This window comes from Streptomyces sp. NBRC 110035, assembly GCF_000829695.1.
Taxonomy (GTDB): domain Bacteria; phylum Actinomycetota; class Actinomycetes; order Streptomycetales; family Streptomycetaceae; genus Streptomyces.
Map to the genome: position 1 here is coordinate 172,089 of NZ_BBNN01000015.1, position 19,529 is coordinate 191,617.

Sequence of the window (19,529 nt, forward strand, 5' to 3'; positions counted from 1 at the left end):
GAGCTGTGAGGCCTGTGAGAGCCGGTGGAGCGAGCTGTACGGCGGAGCCGGGATCAGCGGCGCGACATGTAGATGTCGAGTGCCTTGTGGAGCAGCTTGTTCAGCGGGAAGTCCCACTCGCCGAGGTACTCGGCGGCCTGGCCGCCCGTGCCCACCTTGAACTGGATCAGACCGAAGAGGTGGTCGGTCTCGTCCAGTGAGTCGGAGATGCCACGCAGGTCGTAGACCGTGGCGCCGAGCGCGTAGGCGTCGCGCAGCATCCGCCACTGCATCGCGTTCGAGGGACGGACCTCACGGCCGATGTTGTCGGAGGCGCCGTAGGAGTACCAGACGTGACCTCCGACGATCAGCATCGTCGCCGCCGACAGATTGACGCCGTTGTGCCGGGCGAAGTACAGCCGCATGCGGTTGGGGTCCTCCGTGTTGAGGGCGGTCCACATGCGCTGGAAGTACGACAGAGGGCGCGGCCGGAAGTGGTCGCGCACGGCGGTGATCTCGTACAGCCGCTGCCACTCGGCCAGATCGTCGTAACCGCCCTGGACGACCTCGACACCGGCCTTCTCGGCCTTCTTGATGTTGCGGCGCCACAGCTGGTTGAAGTTCTTGTGGACCTCTTCCAGGGACCGGTTCGCCAGCGGCACCTGGTAGACGTAGCGGGGCTGTACGTCGCCGAATCCGGCCCCGCCGTCCTCGCCCTGCTGCCATCCCATACGGCGCAGCTTGTCGGAGACCTCGAAGGCACGGGGCTCGATGAAGTCGGCCTCCAGGTCGCGCAGACGCTTCACGTCCGGGTCCTGGATCCCCTTCTTGATGGTCGTCGCCTCCCAGCGTCGGATGATCACCGGCGGCCCCATCTTCACCGAGAAGGCACCCTGCTGCTTCAGATGCGCGAGCATCGGCTCGATCCACTCCTGAAGGTTTGGCGCGAACCAGTTGATGACCGGGCCTTCGGGGAGATAGGCCAGGTAGCGCTTGATCTTGGGAAGCTGCCGGTAGAGGACGAGGCCGGCGCCGACGATCTCACCGGTCCGGTCGTCGAACCAGCCGAGGTTCTCCGCACGCCACTCCGCCTTGACGTCCGACCAGGCAGGGACCTGCATGTGACTCGCCGACGGCAGGCTCTGGATGTATGCCAGATGCTGCTCTCGGCTGATGGTCCTCAGGGTCAGGCTCATTTCGGGGCGCTCCTCGGGCTGGTGTGTCCCCATGGGTTCAGGGGCTCCGGCTCTCGCGCGAAGCCTACTGCGCCGTGGGGGCGCCCCGGTTGGGCACACGGGACCTGCGCCCCGGCCCGTCGGCCGGGGCGCTCCACGGTATGCGGGAGGAGGCGCCCGACGGGATGTTCCGCCGGACAGGCTCTAGTCGAAGACCCCGCCGAACAGGCCGCCGTGCGCCATGCCGAGGAAGAAACCGATCGCCGCGGCGCCCAGTCCCAGGATCAGGCCGAAGCGCTCCCGTGTCGTCTCCGAGATCCACTGGCCGTACGCGCCGGTGAGGATTCCCACCAGGCCGGTCCAGGAGCTGAGCAGGTGCAGATGGTGGAACATCGCGGTGACGAGGGATGTGACCCCCAGTACCAGGGTCACCGCGAGCAGGGCCTTCTGGACTGGGTGGGGTTTGCCGTCCGTGGCGAAAAGGCCTCCGGCGGTGTTGGGTCGCAATGCCTGTGCCATGGGGCACCTCCTGCGAAAGGCGGCGCATCGTAGCGCCATACACACCCGATGTGTACAGACTGACGGGCTTCCGAGACGGATTTCAACCGGAAGCCGCTGTGCGGGTACTCTGTACCGTCTGCACCGGTGTCTGTTCGGACAGATCCAGTCACGTTCAGGACAGGGCCACGGGTCCGCCCCGGCCGACCTGGAGAAACCGCCGCCCGACCGCGATTGTCAGTGGCGGCTGTTCTACTGACAGGCATCGTTGCGCAACGCATCACGACCCTCCTGCCACGGAACGACCGTGGCCGCTGAGTCCAAAGGAGGTGGGTTCCACATGCGTCACTACGAGGTGATGGTCATCCTCGACCCCGATCTCGAGGAGCGTGCTGTCTCCCCGCTGATCGAGAACTTCCTCTCTGTCGTCCGTGACGGCGGCGGAAAGGTCGAGAAGGTCGACACCTGGGGCCGTCGTCGTCTCTCGTACGAGATCAAGAAGAAGCCCGAGGGCCTCTACTCGGTCATCGACCTGCAGGCCGAGCCTGCGGTCGTCAAGGAGCTCGACCGCCAGATGAACCTGAACGAGTCGGTCCTCCGGACCAAGGTCCTCCGCCCCGAGAACCACTGAGCCCTTTCGCTCAGCTGGTCTCGGGATCCGAGTAGCAGTACAAGCAGCCAGCAGCAAACCCGCCGAGAGGTTCCCCCATGGCAGGCGAGACCGTCATCACGGTCGTCGGCAACCTTGTCGATGACCCCGAGCTGCGCTTCACCCCATCCGGTGCGGCCGTCGCGAAGTTCCGTGTCGCGTCGACTCCCCGCACCTTCGACCGCCAGACGAACGAGTGGAAGGACGGCGAGAGCCTGTTCCTGACCTGCTCGGTCTGGCGCCAGGCGGCGGAGAACGTCGCCGAGTCGCTCCAGCGAGGCATGCGCGTCGTCGTGCAGGGCCGGCTGAAGCAGCGGTCCTACGAGGACCGCGAGGGCGTCAAGCGCACGGTCTACGAACTGGATGTCGAGGAAGTCGGCGCCAGCCTGCGCAACGCCACGGCCAAGGTCACCAAGACCACCGGCCGCGGTGGCCAGGGTGGTTACGGCGGCGGTGGCGGCAACCAGGGTGGCGGCGGCTGGGGCGGAAGCCCCGGTGGCGGCCAGCAGGGTGGCGGCGCTCCGGCCGACGACCCCTGGGCATCCGGCGCTCCTGCCGGCGGCCAGCAGGGTGGCGGCGGCCAGGGTGGCGGCGGCTGGGGCGGAAGCTCCAGCAGCAGCAGCGGTGGCGGCGGCTACTCGGACGAGCCCCCCTTCTAGGCGGGGCCGCACCACACTTCTTGATCACACAGGAGATACATCATGGCGAAGCCGCCTGTGCGCAAGCCGAAGAAGAAGGTCTGCGCATTCTGCAAGGACAAGGTCACGTACGTGGACTACAAGGACACGAACATGCTGCGGAAGTTCATTTCCGACCGTGGCAAGATCCGTGCCCGTCGCGTGACCGGCAACTGCACTCAGCACCAGCGTGACGTCGCCACGGCCGTCAAGAACAGCCGTGAGATGGCGCTGCTGCCCTACACCTCCACCGCGCGATAAGGGAAGGGTGACCGACTCATGAAGATCATCCTCACCCACGAGGTCTCCGGCCTCGGTGCCGCGGGCGACGTCGTCGACGTCAAGGACGGTTACGCTCGCAACTACCTGGTTCCGCGGAAGCTCGCGATCCGCTGGACCAAGGGTGGCGAGAAGGACGTCGAGCAGATCCGTCGCGCTCGCAAGATCCACGAGATCCAGACCATCGAGCAGGCCAACCAGGTGAAGGCCCAGCTCGAGGGCGTCAAGGTCCGCCTCGCGGTCCGCTCCGGCAATGCCGGTCGTCTCTTCGGTTCCGTCACGCCGGCCGACATCGCTTCCGCGATCAAGGCCGCCGGCGGTCCTCAGGTCGACAAGCGTCGCATCGAGCTCGGTGCGCCGATCAAGACCCTCGGCGCCCACGAGACGTCCGTGCGCCTGCACCCCGAGGTTGCCGCCAAGGTCGACCTCGAGGTTGTCTCGGAGTAATTGCTGTTCGTTGTAGCAGTGGGATGGGGCCGCGCTTTCAAGGCGCGGCCCCATCGTCGTTTCACGTGAAACGTGGGCTTCCACGTGAAACGGTCAGCGTGCGGCGCCGGTGACGACCCAGCGGCCCGAGCGGGTACGGAACCACAGGGTCAGCAGCCGAACGGCCATCATGAGCGCCATCGTGCCCCACAGTGCGGTGAGCCCGCCTCCGAACACCGGAACCAGCAGGGCGAACGGAGTGAAGACCGCCAGGGTGATCAACATCGCCCATGCCAGATACGGCCCGTCGCCCGCGCCCATCAGTACCCCGTCCAGAACGAAGACGATGCCGGAGATGGGTTGGGACAGCGCGACGATCACCAGAGCCGGCAGCGCCGTGTCCGTGACCGTGGAATCGCCGGTGAACAGGGGCAGGAAAACCGGCCGGGCGAGCACCACGAGTACTCCGAGGGCGGCCCCGACCGCGAAGCCCCACTCCACCATGCGACGGCACACCTGGCGGGCACCCTGGGCGTCCCCGGCTCCCAGGTAGCGGCCGATGATGGCCTGCCCAGCGATCGCGATGGCGTCCAGCGCGAAGGCGAGCAGGCTCCACAGGGAGAGGATGATCTGGTGAGCCGCGATGTCGGAATCACCCATTCGGGCGGCGACTGCGGTGGTGATCATCAGAATGGCCCTGAGTGAGAGGGTCCGTACCAGCAAGGGCGCGCCGGCCTGGGCGGAGGCTCTGATCCCCGCGAGGTCCGGGCGTAGCGAGGCGCCATGCCTGCGCACCCCCTTCAGCACCACGATCAGATAGGCAACGGCCATACCCCACTGGGCGATGAATGTGCCCCAGGCGGAGCCCGCGATACCGAAGCCGGCGCCGTAGACGAGAGCGGCATTGAGAGCGCCGTTGGCGGCGAAGCCGCCGACGGCGACGTAGAGAGGGGTCCTGGTGTCCTGTAGTCCGCGGAGGACACCGGTCGCGGCGAGCACGATCAACATGGCCGGTATGCCGAGTGAGGAAATACGCAGGTAGGTGATCGCGTAGGGAGACGCGGTGTCCGAGGCGCCGAACAGATCCACGAGGGCAGGTGCCATGGGCAGGACCACGGCGACGACACCGGCACCGAGGAACAGGGCAAGCCAGATTCCGTCCACGCCCTGGCGGATGGCTGAGGGGAGGTCGTCGGCGCCGACCCGCCGGGCGACGGCGGCCGTGGTGGCGTAGGCGAGGAAGACAAAGACACTGACGGCGGTCATCAGGAGGGCCGAGGCGACGCCGAGTCCGGCGAGCTGTGCTGTGCCGAGATGGCCGACGATGGCGCTGTCTGCCATGACGAAGAGGGGTTCGGCGACGAGGGCGCCGAATGCCGGTACGGCCAGCATGACGATCTCGCGGTCGTGCTGCCGTCGGGCGGCTCGGGGGCGCGCGGGGGCCTGTGTCATGTGCACCAATCTAATCGTCCACAGGTAAGAGACGCAATGCTCAATGGACCCTTACGTGATGGCTCAGGGTGTGTGCTTGCATACAGCGCTCGGGGAGATCTTGAGCCGATGGGGAAAGTTTTTGTTCTGCACAGGCGGTGGACGATGAAAGGCCAGGTCAGGAACTTCGTTGCGGATCGATGCAGGTCTTGTTCACAGGGCTGTCCACCGGGCCGTGCACAGGTTCGGCGGACTTCTCCACAGCATTGGGCCAGTCGTCCACATGCCCTGTGGATAACCAGATTGGCTGACGGTGCGGAGGGGCCTACGGTGGTCCGGCGCCTGCTCCGTCCGCCGGTTTCCAAAAGGTCGCAAAACCGGCGCGCGACAACCGGAGTCGGGCGTCCTATTTATCAGTGCCGTGCCGTAGAAAAAGATGGGGCATGGCGAGGTCCGCTCGGCGGACGGGAGGAGGTGGCTCGGTGAGCATTTCCGAGCCCTTGGACGACCCGTGGGCCGACAGCGGACCCAGTGATCGTCTGCCCGCCTCCCGGCGCCGTGAGGACGGGGGCCGGAGCCGCGACGAGCAGCACGACCGCGGCCGTGACTCCGGCGGATGGGACGGCACGGGCTCCGCCTTCGAGCGGGTGCCGCCGCAGGACCTCGAGGCCGAGCAGTCCGTTCTGGGCGGCATGCTGCTGTCCAAGGACGCCATCGCCGATGTCGTCGAGATCCTCAAGGGCCACGACTTCTACAAGCCGGCTCACGAAACCGTCTACACGGCCATTCTCGACATCTATGCGAAGGGCGAGCCGGCCGACCCCATCACGATCGCCGCGGAGCTGACCAAACGCGGCGAGATCAACAAGGTGGGCGGGGCCTCGTATCTGCACACCCTCGTCCAGATGGTGCCCACGGCGGCCAACGCGGCGTACTACGCGGAGATCGTGCACGAGCGCGCCGTGCTGCGCCGTCTGGTCGAAGCCGGTACGCGCATCACCCAGATGGGATACGCGGCCGACGACGACGTCGACGAGATCGTCAATCGTGCGCAGGCCGAGATCTACGCCGTCACCGAACAGCGCACCAGCGAGGACTACCTCCCGCTCGGCGACATCATGGAAGGCGCGCTGGACGAGATCGAGGCGATCGGCTCGCGCAGCGGTGAGATGACCGGTGTGCCCACGGGGTTCACGGACTTCGACTCGCTCACCAATGGGTTGCATCCCGGGCAGATGATCGTCATTGCCGCGCGTCCCGCGATGGGCAAGTCGACGCTCGCGCTGGACTTCGCCCGTGCCGCGTCCATCAAGCACAACCTGCCGAGTGTGGTCTTCTCGCTCGAGATGGGGCGCAACGAGATCGCGATGCGTCTGCTGTCCGCCGAGGCCAGGGTCGCCCTGCACCACATGCGGTCCGGCACGATGACCGACGAGGACTGGACCCGCCTTGCACGCCGGATGCCGGACGTGTCGGCGGCGCCGCTCTACATCGACGACTCCCCGAACCTGTCGATGATGGAGATCCGCGCCAAGTGCCGTCGGCTGAAGCAGCGCAACGACCTGCGGCTGGTCGTCATCGACTACCTCCAGCTGATGCAGTCCGGCGGTTCCAAACGGGCGGAGAGCCGTCAGCAGGAGGTCTCGGACATGTCCCGTAACCTCAAACTGCTCGCCAAGGAACTGGAACTCCCGGTCATCGCGCTCTCCCAGCTCAACCGCGGCCCCGAGCAGCGAACCGACAAGAAGCCGATGGTTTCCGACCTGCGTGAGTCGGGTTCCATCGAGCAGGACGCAGACATGGTCATCCTGTTGCACCGCGAGGACGCGTACGAGAAGGAGTCCCCGCGCGCGGGCGAGGCCGACCTGATCGTGGCCAAGCACCGAAACGGCCCGACGGCGACCATCACGGTCGCCTTCCAGGGTCATTACTCCCGCTTCGTGGACATGGCGCAGACCTGACCGGTTCTTTTCCTGTCGGGCGCCGGGGAACAGCACGGAGGGCGGCCGCAGTGCTTGACTCTTCCGTATGTCGACGACTCTCGGTGTGCCCCGACCTGATCAGGCTGACTACATGCTGCGAGCGGCAGCCGGCGCCGGCCGCGGCTACAAGCGGGAGCTGATGGACCGGCTGGACGTACAGGCGGGGCAGACGGCACTCGACGTGGGCTGCGGCCCGGGTACCGACCTGCCGGCACTGGCCGAACGCGTGGGTGTCAGCGGCACGGTGATCGGAGTCGACCGTGACCCGGCCATGCTCACCGAGGCGCGCCGGCGCACGAGTGACCTGTCGGCAGTGGAGATCCGGAAGGGGGACGCCCACTCCCTGCCCGTCGCACCGGGGGCAGTGGACCGGGCCAAGACAGACCGGGTTCTCATGCATGTCGCCGAGCCCACCGATGTCCTGGCACAGCTCCACCTGGTCACCCGGCCAGGTGCGCGGGTCGGTCTCGCCGAACCCGACTGGGACACATTGATCGTCGACGCGGAGGATCTCGACACAAGCCGCGCCTTCACGCGCTACACCACCTCGGAAGTGGTCCGGCACGCCACCATCGGCCGCAGCCTCGCCCGCCACGCCGAGCAAGCCGGTTTCACCGTTGAGGCGGTGACCGTCACGACACCGGTCTTCCTCGACTTCCAGGACGCGGACCGGACTCTGGGCCTGGGCCGCAACACGCAACAGGCCATTCAGGACGGTCACATCGGCGAGGAACGTGGCCGTCGCTGGTTCGCCTCTCTTTCCGAGGGGACCTTCTTCGCTTCCTTCGCGCTCGTCAGCGTGATCTGCTCCCGCTGACGAGCGCCCAGGACGGACGCGGCGACAAACGCTCCGGCACCCAGGCCGTCGGCTTCGTTCGGGCGGAAACCGCATCTGGTGAACTGAGGGCATGACGACTCATCAGGAAGAACTGCTGGCCGGTACACGTCGGGCGTTGCTGCACCGGATCGCCGTCGCCCAGGCGGAGGGGCGTGCTCCGTCGCTCGTCGCGACCGTGGTACGGAGCGGCCAGGCCGTGTGGACGGGGGCGCGGTCATCGGTGGAGGGACATGCGCCGGACGAGGACGTGCAGTACCGGATCGGCTCCATCACCAAGACGTTCACCGCCGTTCTCGTTCTCCAGCTGCGCGACGAGGGAGCGATCGACCTCGGGGACCCGCTGGAGAAGTATCTGCCGGGTACGGGCGTGGGGGAGGCGACCCTTGCCGAACTGCTCTCGCACTCGGGCGGTCTGGCGGCCGAGACGCCGGGGCCATGGTGGGAGCGCACCCCCGGTGCACTGCGGCCCGACCTGGCCGATGTCCTGGGCGAGCGGCCTCTGGTGCATCCGGTCGGCCGACGGTTTCACTACTCGAACCCCGGATACGCGCTGCTCGGCGCGCTGGTGGAGAAGCTGCGCGGTGCCTCGTGGGAGGAGGTACTCCGGCGTGACGTTCTCGAGCCCCTGAGCCTGTGTCGGACAGGTGTGCGTCCGCAGGCGCCGCATGCGGATGGCTGGGCCGTGCATCCGTGGGCCGACGTGATGCTGCGCGAGCCTGCCGAGGACCTCGGGCGGATGGCGCCGGCAGGACAGCTCTGGTCCACCACAGGTGACTTGGCGCGCTTTGCGGCCTTCCTGGCCAACGGGGACGAACGCGTGCTGAGTGCCGAGTCCTTGCGGGAGATGAGGAGGCCCGCGGCGCCTGCGGAGGCGACGGACGTGGCGAGCGGCTATGCCTACGGCCTGGGACTGGAGTTGCGTCACCGGGACGGGCGGGCTCTTGTCGGGCACACCGGATCCCTGCCGGGCTTCCTCGCCTGTCTGGCGATCGGAGTGGAGGACGACGTGGCCGCGGTGGTCCTGGCCAACTGCACGTCGGGGCCGCTGCTGTTTCCGGTCGTCGCCGATCTCGTTCGAATCGTCGCCGAGGCGGAACCGCGTATCCCAGCTCCCTGGCGGCCGTTGCGGGAGACTGATTCCACGGTGCTGGCGCTGGTGGGTCAGTGGTACTGGGGGACGCAGGGCTTCGCCCTGCGTCTGTCGGCCGACGGACTGCTGTCGTTGGAGCCGCTGTCCAGTACGGGCCGTCGTGCCCGCTTCCGCTCGAATGGCGACGGAACCTGGACCGGGCTGGAGGGCTATTACGCCGGAGAGCTTCTGAAGCCTGTACGGCGGCCGGACGGATCGGTGGGCCACCTTGACCTGGGGTCCTTCGTGTTCGGCCGTCAGCCGTACGGGGAAGAGGCTTCCGTGCCCGGCGGGGTGGACTCCGAGGGGTGGCGAGGGATCGGCTAAGGCCCGGTTGCCCACCCGGCCTGCCCAGGGGTTCAGAGGGCTTGGAACCTCTGGGGCCTGTGGCTGTTTCACGTGAAACAGCCACTGCGGATTGTCCTTACAGCGCCAGCTTGAAGCCCACGTGGGAAGCCGAGAAGCCGAGCCGTTCGTAGAAGCGGTGGGCATCGGTACGGGTGTTGTCGGAGGTCAGCTGTACCCATTGGCATCCCTGGCGGCGGGATTCGGCGATGGCCCACTTGATGAGTCGGGCTCCCAGACCGCTGCCGCGCTCGTCGGCGTGAATACGGACGCCCTCGATGATCGATCTTGTGGAGCCGCGCCGGGACAGCCCGGGAACGATCGTGAGCTGGAGTGTGCCGACCGCGCGGTTCTTGCGGACTGCGACGACCAGGTGCTGGTTCGGATCGGCGCTGAGTCGCTTCAGTGCGGCCAGATACGGAGCGAGGTCGTCCGGAGACTCGCGCCGCGCCCCCAGAGCGTCGTCCGCGAGCATGCCGACGATCGCGGGGATGTCATCGGCGACCGCGGCGCGTATCTCAAGATCTTCCATGGCGGCACCTTACGCAGGCAGCCGGTACGCTCCGGCGCGGCCGGCTCATGCCGGCACGGACGCCTTCAGTGTCTCCACCGTGCGGACCAGCGGGGCCAGGTCGGGGTTCTCCGCCGCCACGTCGAGTGCCTCGCGCAATGCGGAGTCGTTGGTCGGCCGCGCCTCCTCGAGGAGGGCGAGGCCGGTGGGTGTGACGTTGGTGTAGATGCCACGCCGGTCCGTAGGGCAGAGGTAGCGTTCCAGCAGGCCACGGTCCTCGAGCCGGGTGACCAGGCGAGTGGTCGCGCTCTGACTGAGTACGACCGCGTCTGCCACCTGTTTCATCTGCAGATGTCCCCCGTCGCCGTCGTGCTGTCGGCTCAACACGTCGAGCAGGGAGTATTCCCGCACGCTCAGATCGTGCCGGGTCTGGAGGGCTCGCTCGATGTGGGCCTCGATTCTCCCGTGCAGCAGGGAGAGCGCGCACCAGCCCTGCGCAAGGGCGGTGAGTGCGGGGTCCGTGGCTGTCATGGGTGTTTCCCTCCGTTCGGGAGCTTCTGGAACCAGGATAGAGCAACATCGAAATAGACAGCGCTTGCATTTATCCCGCGCTTGCAATTATTGTTTGAGCCCGCAAAGCGATGTTGCAATCTTTAGGGAAGGGCTGTCTCCTCATGCCTCTCGCGCTTCTGGCCCTCGCGATCGGGGCCTTCGGGATCGGAACGACCGAGTTCGTGATCATGGGCTTGCTGCCCGAGGTCGCCGGCGACTTCGGGGTCTCCGTCCCCACGGCCGGCCATCTGGTGACCGGCTACGCCCTGGGCGTCGTGCTCGGTGCCCCGCTGATGACCGTGCTCGGCACCAAGATCTCCCGCAAGCGGATGCTGATGCTGCTGATGGGTCTGTTCATCGCCGGGAACCTGCTGTCGGCCCTGGCCCCGGTCTTCGGTGTCATGCTGCTCGGGAGGGTGATCGCCTCTCTCGCTCATGGCGCCTTCTTCGGGATCGGCTCGGTGGTCGCGGCCGGTCTGGTAGCCCCGCACAAGAAGGCCGGAGCCATCGCCCTGATGTTCACCGGACTGACCGTGGCCAATGTCGTCGGTGTCCCCCTGGGCACTCTCATCGGCCAGTCGGTCGGCTGGCGGATCACGTTCGGGCTCGTCGCCGCGCTCGGCGTCATCGGACTGGCCGGTATCGCCGGGCTCGTTCCCGACCTTCCCACGCTCGAGGGCGTACGGCTGCGTCACGAACTGGCTGCCTTCAAGAACGTCCAGGTACTGCTCGCCATGGCGATGACCGTCCTGGGATTCGGCGGTGTCTTCGCCGCCATCACCTACATCGCGCCGATGATGACGCAGGTCGCCGGCTTCGCGGACGGATCGGTCACCTGGCTGCTGGTCCTCTTCGGTCTCGGCATGGTCGGGGGCAACCTCGTGGGCGGCAGGTACGCGGACCGCGCCCTGATGCCCTTGCTGTACGTGTCCCTGGGCGCTCTCGCCGTCGTTCTCGCGCTCTTCACCCTGACCGCGCACCACAAGGCCCTGGCGGCCGTCACGATCGTCCTGATCGGCGGCTTGGGCTTCGCCACCGTTCCGCCTCTGCAGAAGCGTGTTCTCGACCAGGCCCACGGCGCCCCCACGCTGGCCTCGGCCGTGAACATCGGTGCCTTCAATCTCGGCAACGCCCTGTCCGCTTGGCTCGGTGGTCTGGCGATCGCGGCCGGTCTCGGTTACACCGCGCCCAACTGGGTCGGTGCCGTTCTTGCCGCGAGCGCCCTGGTGCTGGCCTTCGTCTCCGCCGCCCTCGACCGTCGAGGCAAGGCCTTGGGCGCCGTGACGGTCGGCCAGGCGCCTACCGAGCGGCGGACCGCGGTTCCCCACTGACCGCGACACCTGTGGGCACAGAGGCCGGGGCCACCTCCGCACCCTCCGGTGGACCCCTTTGCCGCCACGGTCGGTACCGCCTCCACCCCCGGCACCACTTTCCTTACGGACCTCACCGCTTCAAGCACCACCACCCCTGCACACGAGGAGTACCTGTTCGTGAACACCAGCACCGCTGTCGCCCTGCTCACCACCGCCGGCGCCGAACCCCTCGTCACGGCCGCACAGCAGGCCGCCGGGGCCGCAGTCAGCGTGACCGTCCTGGACGCGGGCGGGCATCTGCTCGCCTTCCGGCGGGACGACCGCGCCGTGCTGATCTCCGGCGAGACCAGCACCCGCAAGGCGTACACCGCTCTTCAACTGAACGCGCCCACAGCCCACCTCGTCGACGCCGTACAGCCCGGGGAACTCTTCCACACCCTGCCCATCGCACTGGACCGGCCGTTGCTGTTCATCCCGGGGGGCGTGCCCGTCCAGCGTGGCGGCCGTCCGATCGGCGCGATCGGCGTCGGCGGCGGCACGCCGGAGCAGGATCACTCCTTCGCCACGGCCGCAGTGGACGCTCTTGCCTGAACAGCGGGCCCCAGGCACGTACGCCGGTTCTGCGCCGGTTCCCGGCACCTGCGGGAACCGGCGTCGTCGTGGCCGGACTGCCTCAGCCGGCCGCGACTGTCACAGGGGCGAACCGCCTGGTCCAGTCGCCGGGCAGGTCCGTGCTCCCGTACGTCATCACCGCGCTGAAGGTGCCGGATGCCAGACCGCGTGCCTTCGCCCAGGTAAGCAACTCTTCGTGCCGCACGTCGATGTCGGTGCGCAGCGACCGGTCGGTATGGGCGGCGAGTGAAGCGATGAGCGCCTTGGCCACGAGGGTGTCGCGGGCGATCAGAGGGCCCACGACATGAGTGTCCATGTGAGGCCACGCAGCGGCGTAGCCGACGATCCGGCCTTCCTCCTCGGCCACACGCAGCTGGTCGGCGAATGCGGGCAGCCGGGTGACGATGTGTGTGCGGTCCGCTCCGAACACGCCCTCGTCGAGCTGGAGGAGGGCGGGCAGGTCCCTGGCGGTTGCGGTGCGGGTGGAGACCTCGGTCTCCGGTTCACCCGAGCCCGGGACGAAGTGCCCGTGGAGCATCTCCACTCGGCCGGTGACCTTGAAACCGAGCTCCTCGTAGAGCGGGAGGCCGTGCGACGTCGCGTGCAGTGTCAGTGGCGTGGAGCCCATCGTCGAGACCACGTGGCGCATCAGACGGCGTCCTACACCCTGCCGGGCATGCCGTTCCGCGACCAGGAGCATGCCGATGGCACCGAGTGTGGGCTGTTCCTGGGGTCCGTACTCGGTGACGACGCAGGCGGATACCAGCCCGCCGTCGGGGTCGTCGATGCCGTAGCCCTTCCCGGCGGAGAGGAGGAAACCCCACTTGTGCTCCTCGCGCGACCACCCCCGGTCCTCGGACAAGTCGGCGCAGGCCGAGAGATCGCGGAGTGTCAGGCGGCGGATGGGCAGAGAAACAGGGGGAGGTGTCGGCACGCAGGTCAGGCTGTCCGACGTCGGCTGTCGACGTCCACTTGTTTCCGAAGATCGATGCGATCTTTCGGTCACACCGAGGCCGATGCGGGGATGTGGTCGCCGGTAGAGGATGTTTCACGTGAAACGCCCGAAACGAACGAACTTGCCACAGGGTCAGCCCAGGTCGGGAGCGTGCAGGGCACGCACACCCTCGATGTTGCCGTCCAGATAGTGCCGCAGTGACAGTGGGACGAGGTGGACGGAAGCGATGCCCACGCGAGTGAACGGCACGCGGACGATCTGGTACTCACCGGCGGGCTCGTCGACCTCCGGGCCGTGCCGCAACGAGGGGTCCATGGAGTCGAGGTGGCAGACGAAGAAGTGCTGCACTTTCACGCCGGTGGCACCGCCGTCCGCGCCGGTGTGCTCCACCGTGTCGACGAAACAGGGCACCACATCGCTGATCTTGGCGCCGAGCTCCTCGTACACCTCTCGGTGGAGAGCATCGACGACGGTCGAGTCCTCAGGCTCTACACCACCGCCCGGGGTGACCCAGTAGGAATCCACGCCGGGCTTGGTGCGCTTGATCAGAATCAGGTGGCCGTCGTCCAGCAGAACGGCTCGAGCGGTGCGCTTGACCACGGGTCGGACGGTCATGGAGGAAATCTGGCCCAGCTCGTTCCACGTGAAACATCACGGGACATCACCGGTCGGATTTCCGGCCGTGGGCCGCACGGCCGGGGGGTCAGCACCAGTCGGTGGCCGCCTGCTGCAGTGCCTCATGGGCGCGTGCGACATGTGGCATGGCCAGGGTGCCGTTCCGGGCGACCAGGAAGTACGTACGCAACGGCGGCACCGCGGGCTCGTGCAGGGCGGTCACCTCCCCCCGTTCGAGTGCGGCTGTGCACAGATACCGGGGCAGCACGGCCAGCCCGGCCCCCGCGACTGCGCAGGCCAGCACCGCGCGTAGATCCGGGACGACGACAGTGCCCGCGGTGGCGGGCCGGGAGTCGAAGACGGAGGCCCAGTAACGGGAGACGAGGGGGAGCGACTCATGCACCTCGATCACCGGGATCTGTTCCAGAGAGGATACCCCTGTGGGGTAAACCTTGTCGGAGCCGATCCGCTCGGCCCACCGGGGCGCGGCGACGAGGACGTGTTCCTCGTCGCAGAGCGGAGTCGCCGAGAGCAGTGCGCCGCGTGGCCGGACCGTACTGATGACCAGATCGTGTCGTCCGGCGGCCAGCCCCTCCAGCGTCTCCTCGGCGGTTCCGAAGGATGCGCGCAGGGTGAGGCTCTGGCCGTCCCCGCGGGACAGCGCGGTGAGCACGGGCACCGCCCGCTCGGACGTGAACTCCAAGGGCCCCGCCAGATGCAGCGTCCGCGAGGAGGAGTCCTCGTCGAGACCGGTTTCGGTGATCTCCGCCAGGGCGTCGAGATGGGGTGCGGCCTTGTGGGCGAGCTCGTCCCCGATGGTCGTGGGTGTCACGCCACGGGCCTGCCGCAGGAATAACGGCCGCCCCAGCTGCCGCTCCAGGGTCCGGATCTGTGAGGTCACGGCCGGCTGGGAGAGGCCGAGCAGGGCGGCGGCACGGGTGAAGGACCCGGCTCGGTGCACGGTCACGAAGGTCCGCAGCAAGGCCAGATCCACAGCACGCCCTCCCGTTTGTCGGCCTCGCTGCCGATTCGGCACAACTATAAATATGTCGATAGGTGACCGTCGCTACAGTGATTGGACACTGACGCAGAGTCAACTAGCCTTGGTCACACGGTTCTTCGCACGCGCAGAACCGGGACGGTCCGAGCCACGAGGGGGGAGACTCGGACCGTCCGTCGTCCGAGCCGGGTTTTTGGTGTTCCACCCGGCCGGGCCGGTCAGTCGGCCGACTCGTCGAGTGCGTGCAGTACGTCCGCCACCAGATCGGCAGGGTCCTCGGCACCGACGGACAAGCGGACGAAACCCTCCGGCACCGCGTCCCCGCCCCAACGACCCCTTCGTTCGGCTGTGGACCGCACACCGCCGAAGCTCGTCGCGTCGTCCACGAGCCGCAGCCCGTCGAGGAACCGGTCCGCACGCGCGCGTGAGGGCAGTGTGAAGGACACCACGCATCCGTAGCGCCGCATCTGCTGCGAGGCGATCTTGTGCGAGGGGTCGTCAGGCAGCCCCGGATAGCGCAGCCCTGTCACCTCGGGCCGTTCCCGCAGCGCCTGGGCCAGCATCAGCGCCGTGGCGTTCTGCCGGTCGACCCGCAACTGGAGCGTGGCGATCGAACGGTGTGCGAGCCAGGCCTCCATGGGCCCGGCAATGGCACCGGCGATCTTGCGCCAGCGGCGTACCGAGGCCATCGCCCCGGCGTCGCGGCCGGCGACGTATCCCAGCAGGATGTCGCCGTGCCCGGTGAGCTGCTTGGTACCGCTGGCCACGGTGAAGTCGGCACCGAGCTCCAGGGGGCGCTGGCCGAGCGGTGTCGCGAGGGTGTTGTCGACGGCGACCAGCGCACCGCGTGCGTGTGCCGCCTCGGCGAGCCGTCGCACGTCGCACACGTCGAGCCCGGGGTTGGACGGAGTCTCGATCCACAGCAGCCTCGCGCCGTCGAGGAGATCGAGTTGGGCGTCGCCGCCGGTCGGTGCGGTGCGCACCTCGATGCCGTACGCCTCCAGCTGGGCGCGTACCAGAGGCAGTGCCTGATAGCCGTCGTTCGGCAGGACGGCAACGTCCCCGGTGTGGAGCTGGGAGAAGAGCACCGAGGAGATCGCGGCCATGCCCGAGGGGAACACCAGGGTTTCGACGTCGTCCTGTCCCGGTGCCTCCAGTTCCCCGATGGCCCGCTCCAGCAGCGTCCAGGTCGGGTTCTCGTCCCTGCCGTAGGTGTAGGGGCCGGTGGGGTCGCCGGGCAGGTGGAAGTGGGCGGCGAAGACGGGGCCGGGCAGGGTCGGCTCGTGCTTGACCGGCTCGGGCAGCCCGGCCCGCACCGCGCGCGTGCCGTCACCGGGAGATGCCTCCCCCGCACCCGCCCCGTGGCCGCTGTCCTTTGTCGGATCGCTCATGCCGCCCGTCCTTCCGCTTGCTCACGTATCGAGGAGAGCAGCCCGTCGCTCGCCGCCTCCACCATCTCAAGACATGTGGAGAAGTCGTCCGTCTCCCCGTAGTAAGGGTCGGGCACGTCTGGATCGCCGCCCGCTCCGGGGTCGTACGAGCGGCAGCAGGCGCACCTTGTCCGCGTCCCGCTGGGTGGGGGCCAGGCGGCGCAGGGTCCTGAGATGGCCTGTGTCGAGGGCGATGACCAGATCGAGGCGGCCGAACCAGGACGGGTCGAACCGCCGGGCGGTGTGGTCGCCGGCGTAGCCGTTCTCCTCAGGGACGGCAACCGCTCGGGGGTCGGCGCCGTCACCCGCGTGCCAGCCGTCGGTGCCGGCGCTGTCGGTCTCGACCGCGCCGTCGAGGCCCGCCTCGACGATGCGCGAGCGGAAGACGGATTCGGCCATCGGGGATCGGCAGATGTTGCCGGTGCAGACGAAACAGACGCGGTAGGCCATGCTGCTCAGTCTCCGTCGGGCAGGACGACGTTCAGGGCCCAGGAGACGACCGAGATGACCAGACCGCCCAGCACGGCCGTCCAGAAGCCCTCCACATGGAAGCTCAGGTCGACCACGTCGGCGAGCCAGGAAGTGAGCATCAGCATCAGAGCGTTCACCACCAGTGTGAACAGCCCGAGCGTCAGGATGAGCAGCGGGAGACTGAGGAACTGCACGAGTGGCTTGACCAGGAAGTTCACCACGCCGAAGATCAACGCGACGAGTATGAGGGTACCGATCTCCTTGCCCGTGCTGTCGCCGGACAGGGTGATCTTGTCGATCAGCCATACCGCGACCGCGAGGGCCGCGGCGTTGGCGATCGTCTTGACTACGAAATTCTTCATGTGTCTGATCGTGGCAGACAGGACCGGGCATGAGCAGTGAGGCAGGGGCGGACAAGGCTATGAAGGCATTTCGGCTGGACGAACTGGAGGCCGAACGCGCCGCCAACGAGGGCGCCTACCTCCAGTTCCTGCGGGAGCGGAACATGTCGGTCGGTCTGTACGCCCTGGACGCGGGCGGGCAGGATCCGCAGCAGCCGCACGGCCAGGACGAGGTGTACTTCGTCGTCAGCGGCAGGGCGGCGATCACCGTCGGCATGGAGACCACGCAGGTGGCCCGTGGCAGCGTCGTGTACGTGCCGGCCGGGGTCGCGCACAAGTTCCATCACATCAGTGAGGACCTGAGGGTCCTGGTGGTGTTCTCTCCGCCCGAGAGCTGAGCGGCGGTCTCGGGTTCCCTAGGGGACCGCTCAGGGGAGGACAAGGGATCCGAGGCCCCCGGCAGGGCTCCTGCCGCCCTAGCATCGAGTGCAGGACATCATTCACGTGGCCCGGTATGAGACGGGCGGAGCAGGTAAGGACGAAGGCGATGCGAGAGATCTTCATGGGACTGCCGTGGTGGGTGAAGTGGATCGCGGTGCCCGTCATCGCCCTGGTCGTGTTCGGCGGCCTGATAGCCAGCGTGGTCGGCTTCGTGATCGGACTGCTCTTCAAGGTGCTGGTCTTCGTAGCCCTGGTCGGCGGACTCATCTACGTGGTGCGGAAGTTCACGTCGAGTTCGACGTCGCGCGGCGACTGGTGAGCCTCAGGGGGAGTCGGTGAAGCGGTAACAGCCGACGCCGGTTCCCTCGGGCGGGGGAAGTTTCCCGGACGGACCGTCTGTCTGCGGTGACAGAGGGTTAGAGTCCGGAAAGCCATGCGGGGGCGATCCCCGCGAGCGGCGTACACCCCCACCCGTGTTCCCCCGCACGGGCTGCCCCCTCGCTTCGGGAGTGACCCTTGGCCACGGCTGCCACCGTCCCCGCACACCTGTCCGCCGTTCCCTGCCAGCCCCGCGTGCGGGCGGCGTCCGAGCCGGCTCCCACCGCGACCCTGATCGGCTCGGTGCAGCGCGCGATGCGTCTGCTGGAGTCCGTGGCAGGACACGAGTACGGGGCCCCGGCCAAACAGCTGGCCCGCGAGACGGGGCTGGCGCTTCCCACGGCCTACCACCTGCTGCGCACCCTGGTGCATGAGGGCTATCTGCGCCGTGACAAGGGGCTGTTCTTCCTCGGCGACGCGGCCGAGCGACTGACCGGCACCGGAGCCCCGCAGAAACGTCGCCGCACGGTTGTCGACGCGCTCGCGCGCTGGCGTGACGCAATCGGGGCTCCCGTCTACTACGCGGTGTACCGCGAGGGCGAGATCGATTTGGTGTGCGTCTCCGACACCCCGGGTCATCCCGCGGTCCAGGAACGGGCCGACTTCCGGGCGACCGGTCATGCGCATGCCATCGGACAGTGCCTGCTCTCCCAGCTCGACGTGGCCGCCCGCCGGGACCACCTCGACCGCTATCCCGTGCAGCCCGTCACGCCGTACACCGTGCGCGACGGGCACAGCCTGCTCCGGCGCCTGGAGCGGACGCGTCGTATGGAGCCGGTGTTCGCGCGTCAGGAGTACGCGCTGGGCACGGTGTGCGCGGCCGTCCCCATCACAGCCGGTGCCACGGCCGCGACGGTCGCCGTCTCTCTGCCGGCGCACCAGGTTCACCGGCTGCACCCTGCCGCCCAGCAGTTGCAGACGGAAGTGGGTCGTCTGCTGGGCCCATTGGCACTCTCTATCAGTATCTGAAAACTCACTCCTTGTGATTCGACGTGTACGTTGAGCAAGATTCACCTAGTGTCAGGAGTCCATTCCCGGCCGGTCCGTAGCGAATGACGGGGTAGGCGATGCGCGAGTCCGTGCAGGCAGAGGTCATGATGAGTTTTCTCGTGTCGGAGGAGCTGTCCTTCCGTATCCCGGTGGAACTCCGCTACGACACCTGTGATCCCTACGCCGTACGGCTGACCTTCCATCTTCCCGGTGACGCGCCGGTGACCTGGGCGTTCGGCCGGGAGTTGCTGATCGACGGCGTGGGCAGACCATGTGGCGAGGGCGACGTACGCGTATCACCGGTCGATCCCGACGCCCTGGGCGAGGTACTGATCCGGCTTCAGGTCGGCGGCGACCACGCGCTGTTTCGCTCGTCGACGGCGCCGCTCGTGGCCTTCCTCGACCGCACCGACAAATTGGTGCCGCTGGGCCAGGAGGGGGCGCTCGCCGACTTCGACGCCCATCTCGACGACGCGCTGGACCGCATTCTGGCGGAGCAGAGCGCCGGGTGA

At 67.8% G+C, this 19,529-nt stretch carries 23 protein-coding genes and 1 pseudogene; 13 read left to right on the forward strand and 11 right to left on the reverse strand.

Annotation, left to right across the window (positions count from 1 at the left end):
* Positions 1-53: 53 nt before the first annotated feature.
* Positions 54-1,175: a peptidoglycan bridge formation glycyltransferase FemX gene (gene femX / locus TU30_RS00850; RefSeq protein ID WP_042163219.1), complete on the reverse strand. Its 1,122-nt coding sequence runs from the start codon at positions 1,173-1,175 to the stop codon at positions 54-56.
* Positions 1,176-1,358: 183 nt separating this feature from the next.
* A complete protein-coding gene (locus tag TU30_RS00855) occupies positions 1,359-1,673 on the reverse strand; it encodes a hypothetical protein (protein ID WP_042163221.1) in 315 nt (104 codons plus the stop codon).
* A gap of 319 nt (positions 1,674-1,992) precedes the next feature.
* Here TU30_RS00855 and rpsF point away from each other — a divergent pair, with 319 nt between their 5' ends.
* The 4 genes from rpsF to rplI all read left to right on the forward strand — a co-directional run bounded on the left by rpsF (position 1,993) and on the right by rplI (position 3,704).
* On the forward strand, positions 1,993-2,283 hold the full coding sequence (gene rpsF, locus TU30_RS00860) for a 30S ribosomal protein S6 (RefSeq protein ID WP_042163223.1): 291 nt from the start codon (positions 1,993-1,995) through the stop codon (positions 2,281-2,283).
* Between the two features lie 77 nt (positions 2,284-2,360).
* A complete protein-coding gene (locus tag TU30_RS00865; RefSeq protein ID WP_042163225.1) occupies positions 2,361-2,960 on the forward strand; it encodes a single-stranded DNA-binding protein in 600 nt (199 codons plus the stop codon).
* A 42-nt stretch (positions 2,961-3,002) separates the two neighbouring features.
* Positions 3,003-3,239 (forward strand): 30S ribosomal protein S18, encoded by a 237-nt coding sequence (rpsR, locus tag TU30_RS00870; protein WP_003949403.1) that lies wholly within the window; start codon positions 3,003-3,005, stop codon positions 3,237-3,239.
* Between the two features lie 18 nt (positions 3,240-3,257).
* Positions 3,258-3,704 carry a 50S ribosomal protein L9 gene (gene rplI / locus TU30_RS00875; RefSeq protein WP_042163230.1) on the forward strand — a complete coding sequence of 149 codons (447 nt, stop codon included), beginning with the start codon at positions 3,258-3,260 and terminating at the stop codon, positions 3,702-3,704.
* Between the two features lie 93 nt (positions 3,705-3,797).
* Here rplI and TU30_RS00880 read toward each other — a convergent pair whose 3' ends face one another.
* Entirely contained in the window at positions 3,798-5,144 is a 1,347-nt protein-coding gene (locus TU30_RS00880; protein WP_042163232.1) for an MATE family efflux transporter, read from the reverse strand.
* 452 nt (positions 5,145-5,596) lie between these two features.
* On the opposite strand from TU30_RS00880, the gene dnaB reads away from it, so the two are divergent.
* From dnaB to TU30_RS00895, 3 genes are all read left to right on the forward strand, one after another.
* A complete protein-coding gene (gene dnaB / locus TU30_RS00885; RefSeq protein WP_042163234.1) occupies positions 5,597-7,075 on the forward strand; it encodes a replicative DNA helicase in 1,479 nt (492 codons plus the stop codon).
* 112 nt (positions 7,076-7,187) lie between these two features.
* A complete protein-coding gene (locus tag TU30_RS00890) occupies positions 7,188-7,913 on the forward strand; it encodes a methyltransferase domain-containing protein (RefSeq protein ID WP_234307724.1) in 726 nt (241 codons plus the stop codon).
* A 91-nt stretch (positions 7,914-8,004) separates the two neighbouring features.
* Positions 8,005-9,390 carry a serine hydrolase gene (locus tag TU30_RS00895; RefSeq protein ID WP_042163238.1) on the forward strand — a complete coding sequence of 462 codons (1,386 nt, stop codon included), beginning with the start codon at positions 8,005-8,007 and terminating at the stop codon, positions 9,388-9,390.
* Positions 9,391-9,487: 97 nt separating this feature from the next.
* Here TU30_RS00895 and TU30_RS00900 read toward each other — a convergent pair whose 3' ends face one another.
* Complete coding sequence (locus tag TU30_RS00900) at positions 9,488-9,940, reverse strand: GNAT family N-acetyltransferase (protein WP_042163240.1); 453 nt, start codon at positions 9,938-9,940, stop codon at positions 9,488-9,490.
* A gap of 45 nt (positions 9,941-9,985) precedes the next feature.
* The gene (locus tag TU30_RS00905) at positions 9,986-10,450 is read right to left on the reverse strand and encodes a MarR family winged helix-turn-helix transcriptional regulator (protein WP_042163242.1); all 465 of its coding nucleotides are present in this window, start codon (positions 10,448-10,450) and stop codon (positions 9,986-9,988) included.
* A 143-nt stretch (positions 10,451-10,593) separates the two neighbouring features.
* On the opposite strand from TU30_RS00905, the gene TU30_RS00910 reads away from it, so the two are divergent.
* Both TU30_RS00910 and TU30_RS00915 read left to right on the forward strand, forming a co-directional pair.
* Entirely contained in the window at positions 10,594-11,802 is a 1,209-nt protein-coding gene (locus tag TU30_RS00910; protein WP_042163243.1) for an MFS transporter, read from the forward strand.
* A gap of 159 nt (positions 11,803-11,961) precedes the next feature.
* Positions 11,962-12,375 carry a heme-binding protein gene (locus TU30_RS00915; protein WP_042163847.1) on the forward strand — a complete coding sequence of 138 codons (414 nt, stop codon included), beginning with the start codon at positions 11,962-11,964 and terminating at the stop codon, positions 12,373-12,375.
* Positions 12,376-12,457: 82 nt separating this feature from the next.
* On the opposite strand, the gene TU30_RS00920 is transcribed toward TU30_RS00915, so the two are convergent.
* The 6 genes and pseudogenes from TU30_RS00920 to TU30_RS00945 form a co-directional block, all read right to left on the reverse strand.
* Complete coding sequence (locus TU30_RS00920) at positions 12,458-13,330, reverse strand: GNAT family N-acetyltransferase (RefSeq protein WP_042163245.1); 873 nt, start codon at positions 13,328-13,330, stop codon at positions 12,458-12,460.
* 153 nt (positions 13,331-13,483) lie between these two features.
* The gene (locus TU30_RS00925) at positions 13,484-13,966 is read right to left on the reverse strand and encodes an NUDIX domain-containing protein (RefSeq protein WP_042163247.1); all 483 of its coding nucleotides are present in this window, start codon (positions 13,964-13,966) and stop codon (positions 13,484-13,486) included.
* A gap of 88 nt (positions 13,967-14,054) precedes the next feature.
* Positions 14,055-14,960 (reverse strand): LysR family transcriptional regulator, encoded by a 906-nt coding sequence (locus TU30_RS00930; RefSeq protein WP_042163250.1) that lies wholly within the window; start codon positions 14,958-14,960, stop codon positions 14,055-14,057.
* Positions 14,961-15,184: 224 nt separating this feature from the next.
* On the reverse strand, positions 15,185-16,357 hold the full coding sequence (locus tag TU30_RS00935; protein ID WP_042163253.1) for a cystathionine gamma-lyase: 1,173 nt from the start codon (positions 16,355-16,357) through the stop codon (positions 15,185-15,187).
* Positions 16,354-16,846 (reverse strand): annotated as a pseudogene (locus TU30_RS00940) (low molecular weight protein-tyrosine-phosphatase). Before TU30_RS00940 ends, TU30_RS00935 begins: the two are co-directional and overlap by 4 nt.
* Before the next feature lie 5 nt (positions 16,847-16,851).
* Entirely contained in the window at positions 16,852-17,229 is a 378-nt protein-coding gene (locus tag TU30_RS00945; protein ID WP_042163254.1) for a phage holin family protein, read from the reverse strand.
* 59 nt (positions 17,230-17,288) lie between these two features.
* On the opposite strand from TU30_RS00945, the gene TU30_RS00950 reads away from it, so the two are divergent.
* The 4 genes from TU30_RS00950 to TU30_RS00965 all read left to right on the forward strand — a co-directional run bounded on the left by TU30_RS00950 (position 17,289) and on the right by TU30_RS00965 (position 19,529).
* Positions 17,289-17,606, forward strand: a complete 318-nt coding sequence (locus TU30_RS00950) for a cupin domain-containing protein (protein ID WP_042163256.1) — start codon at positions 17,289-17,291, stop codon at positions 17,604-17,606.
* Positions 17,607-17,755: 149 nt separating this feature from the next.
* A complete protein-coding gene (locus TU30_RS00955) occupies positions 17,756-17,968 on the forward strand; it encodes a DUF5326 family protein (protein WP_042163258.1) in 213 nt (70 codons plus the stop codon).
* A gap of 314 nt (positions 17,969-18,282) precedes the next feature.
* Positions 18,283-18,996, forward strand: coding sequence for an IclR family transcriptional regulator C-terminal domain-containing protein (locus TU30_RS00960; RefSeq protein WP_042163850.1), 714 nt, complete (start codon positions 18,283-18,285; stop codon positions 18,994-18,996).
* A 98-nt stretch (positions 18,997-19,094) separates the two neighbouring features.
* Positions 19,095-19,529 (forward strand): SsgA family sporulation/cell division regulator, encoded by a 435-nt coding sequence (locus TU30_RS00965; protein WP_042163260.1) that lies wholly within the window; start codon positions 19,095-19,097, stop codon positions 19,527-19,529.

Bases quoted from the DNA above. Each gene is read 5' to 3' on its own strand.
- femX (WP_042163219.1), bottom strand. From the start codon at position 1,175: ATGAGCCTGACCCTGAGGACCATCAGCCGAGAGCAGCATCTGGCATAC.
- TU30_RS00855 (WP_042163221.1), bottom strand. From the start codon at position 1,673: ATGGCACAGGCATTGCGACCCAACACCGCCGGAGGCCTTTTCGCCACG.
- rpsF (WP_042163223.1), top strand. From the start codon at position 1,993: ATGCGTCACTACGAGGTGATGGTCATCCTCGACCCCGATCTCGAGGAG.
- TU30_RS00865 (WP_042163225.1), top strand. From the start codon at position 2,361: ATGGCAGGCGAGACCGTCATCACGGTCGTCGGCAACCTTGTCGATGAC.
- rpsR (WP_003949403.1), top strand. From the start codon at position 3,003: ATGGCGAAGCCGCCTGTGCGCAAGCCGAAGAAGAAGGTCTGCGCATTC.
- rplI (WP_042163230.1), top strand. From the start codon at position 3,258: ATGAAGATCATCCTCACCCACGAGGTCTCCGGCCTCGGTGCCGCGGGC.
- TU30_RS00890 (WP_234307724.1), top strand. From the start codon at position 7,188: ATGCTGCGAGCGGCAGCCGGCGCCGGCCGCGGCTACAAGCGGGAGCTG.
- TU30_RS00895 (WP_042163238.1), top strand. From the start codon at position 8,005: ATGACGACTCATCAGGAAGAACTGCTGGCCGGTACACGTCGGGCGTTG.
- TU30_RS00900 (WP_042163240.1), bottom strand. From the start codon at position 9,940: ATGGAAGATCTTGAGATACGCGCCGCGGTCGCCGATGACATCCCCGCG.
- TU30_RS00905 (WP_042163242.1), bottom strand. From the start codon at position 10,450: ATGACAGCCACGGACCCCGCACTCACCGCCCTTGCGCAGGGCTGGTGC.
- TU30_RS00910 (WP_042163243.1), top strand. From the start codon at position 10,594: ATGCCTCTCGCGCTTCTGGCCCTCGCGATCGGGGCCTTCGGGATCGGA.
- TU30_RS00925 (WP_042163247.1), bottom strand. From the start codon at position 13,966: ATGACCGTCCGACCCGTGGTCAAGCGCACCGCTCGAGCCGTTCTGCTG.
- TU30_RS00935 (WP_042163253.1), bottom strand. From the start codon at position 16,357: ATGAGCGATCCGACAAAGGACAGCGGCCACGGGGCGGGTGCGGGGGAG.
- TU30_RS00945 (WP_042163254.1), bottom strand. From the start codon at position 17,229: ATGAAGAATTTCGTAGTCAAGACGATCGCCAACGCCGCGGCCCTCGCG.
- TU30_RS00950 (WP_042163256.1), top strand. From the start codon at position 17,289: ATGAAGGCATTTCGGCTGGACGAACTGGAGGCCGAACGCGCCGCCAAC.
- TU30_RS00955 (WP_042163258.1), top strand. From the start codon at position 17,756: ATGCGAGAGATCTTCATGGGACTGCCGTGGTGGGTGAAGTGGATCGCG.
- TU30_RS00960 (WP_042163850.1), top strand. From the start codon at position 18,283: ATGCGTCTGCTGGAGTCCGTGGCAGGACACGAGTACGGGGCCCCGGCC.
- TU30_RS00965 (WP_042163260.1), top strand. From the start codon at position 19,095: ATGCGCGAGTCCGTGCAGGCAGAGGTCATGATGAGTTTTCTCGTGTCG.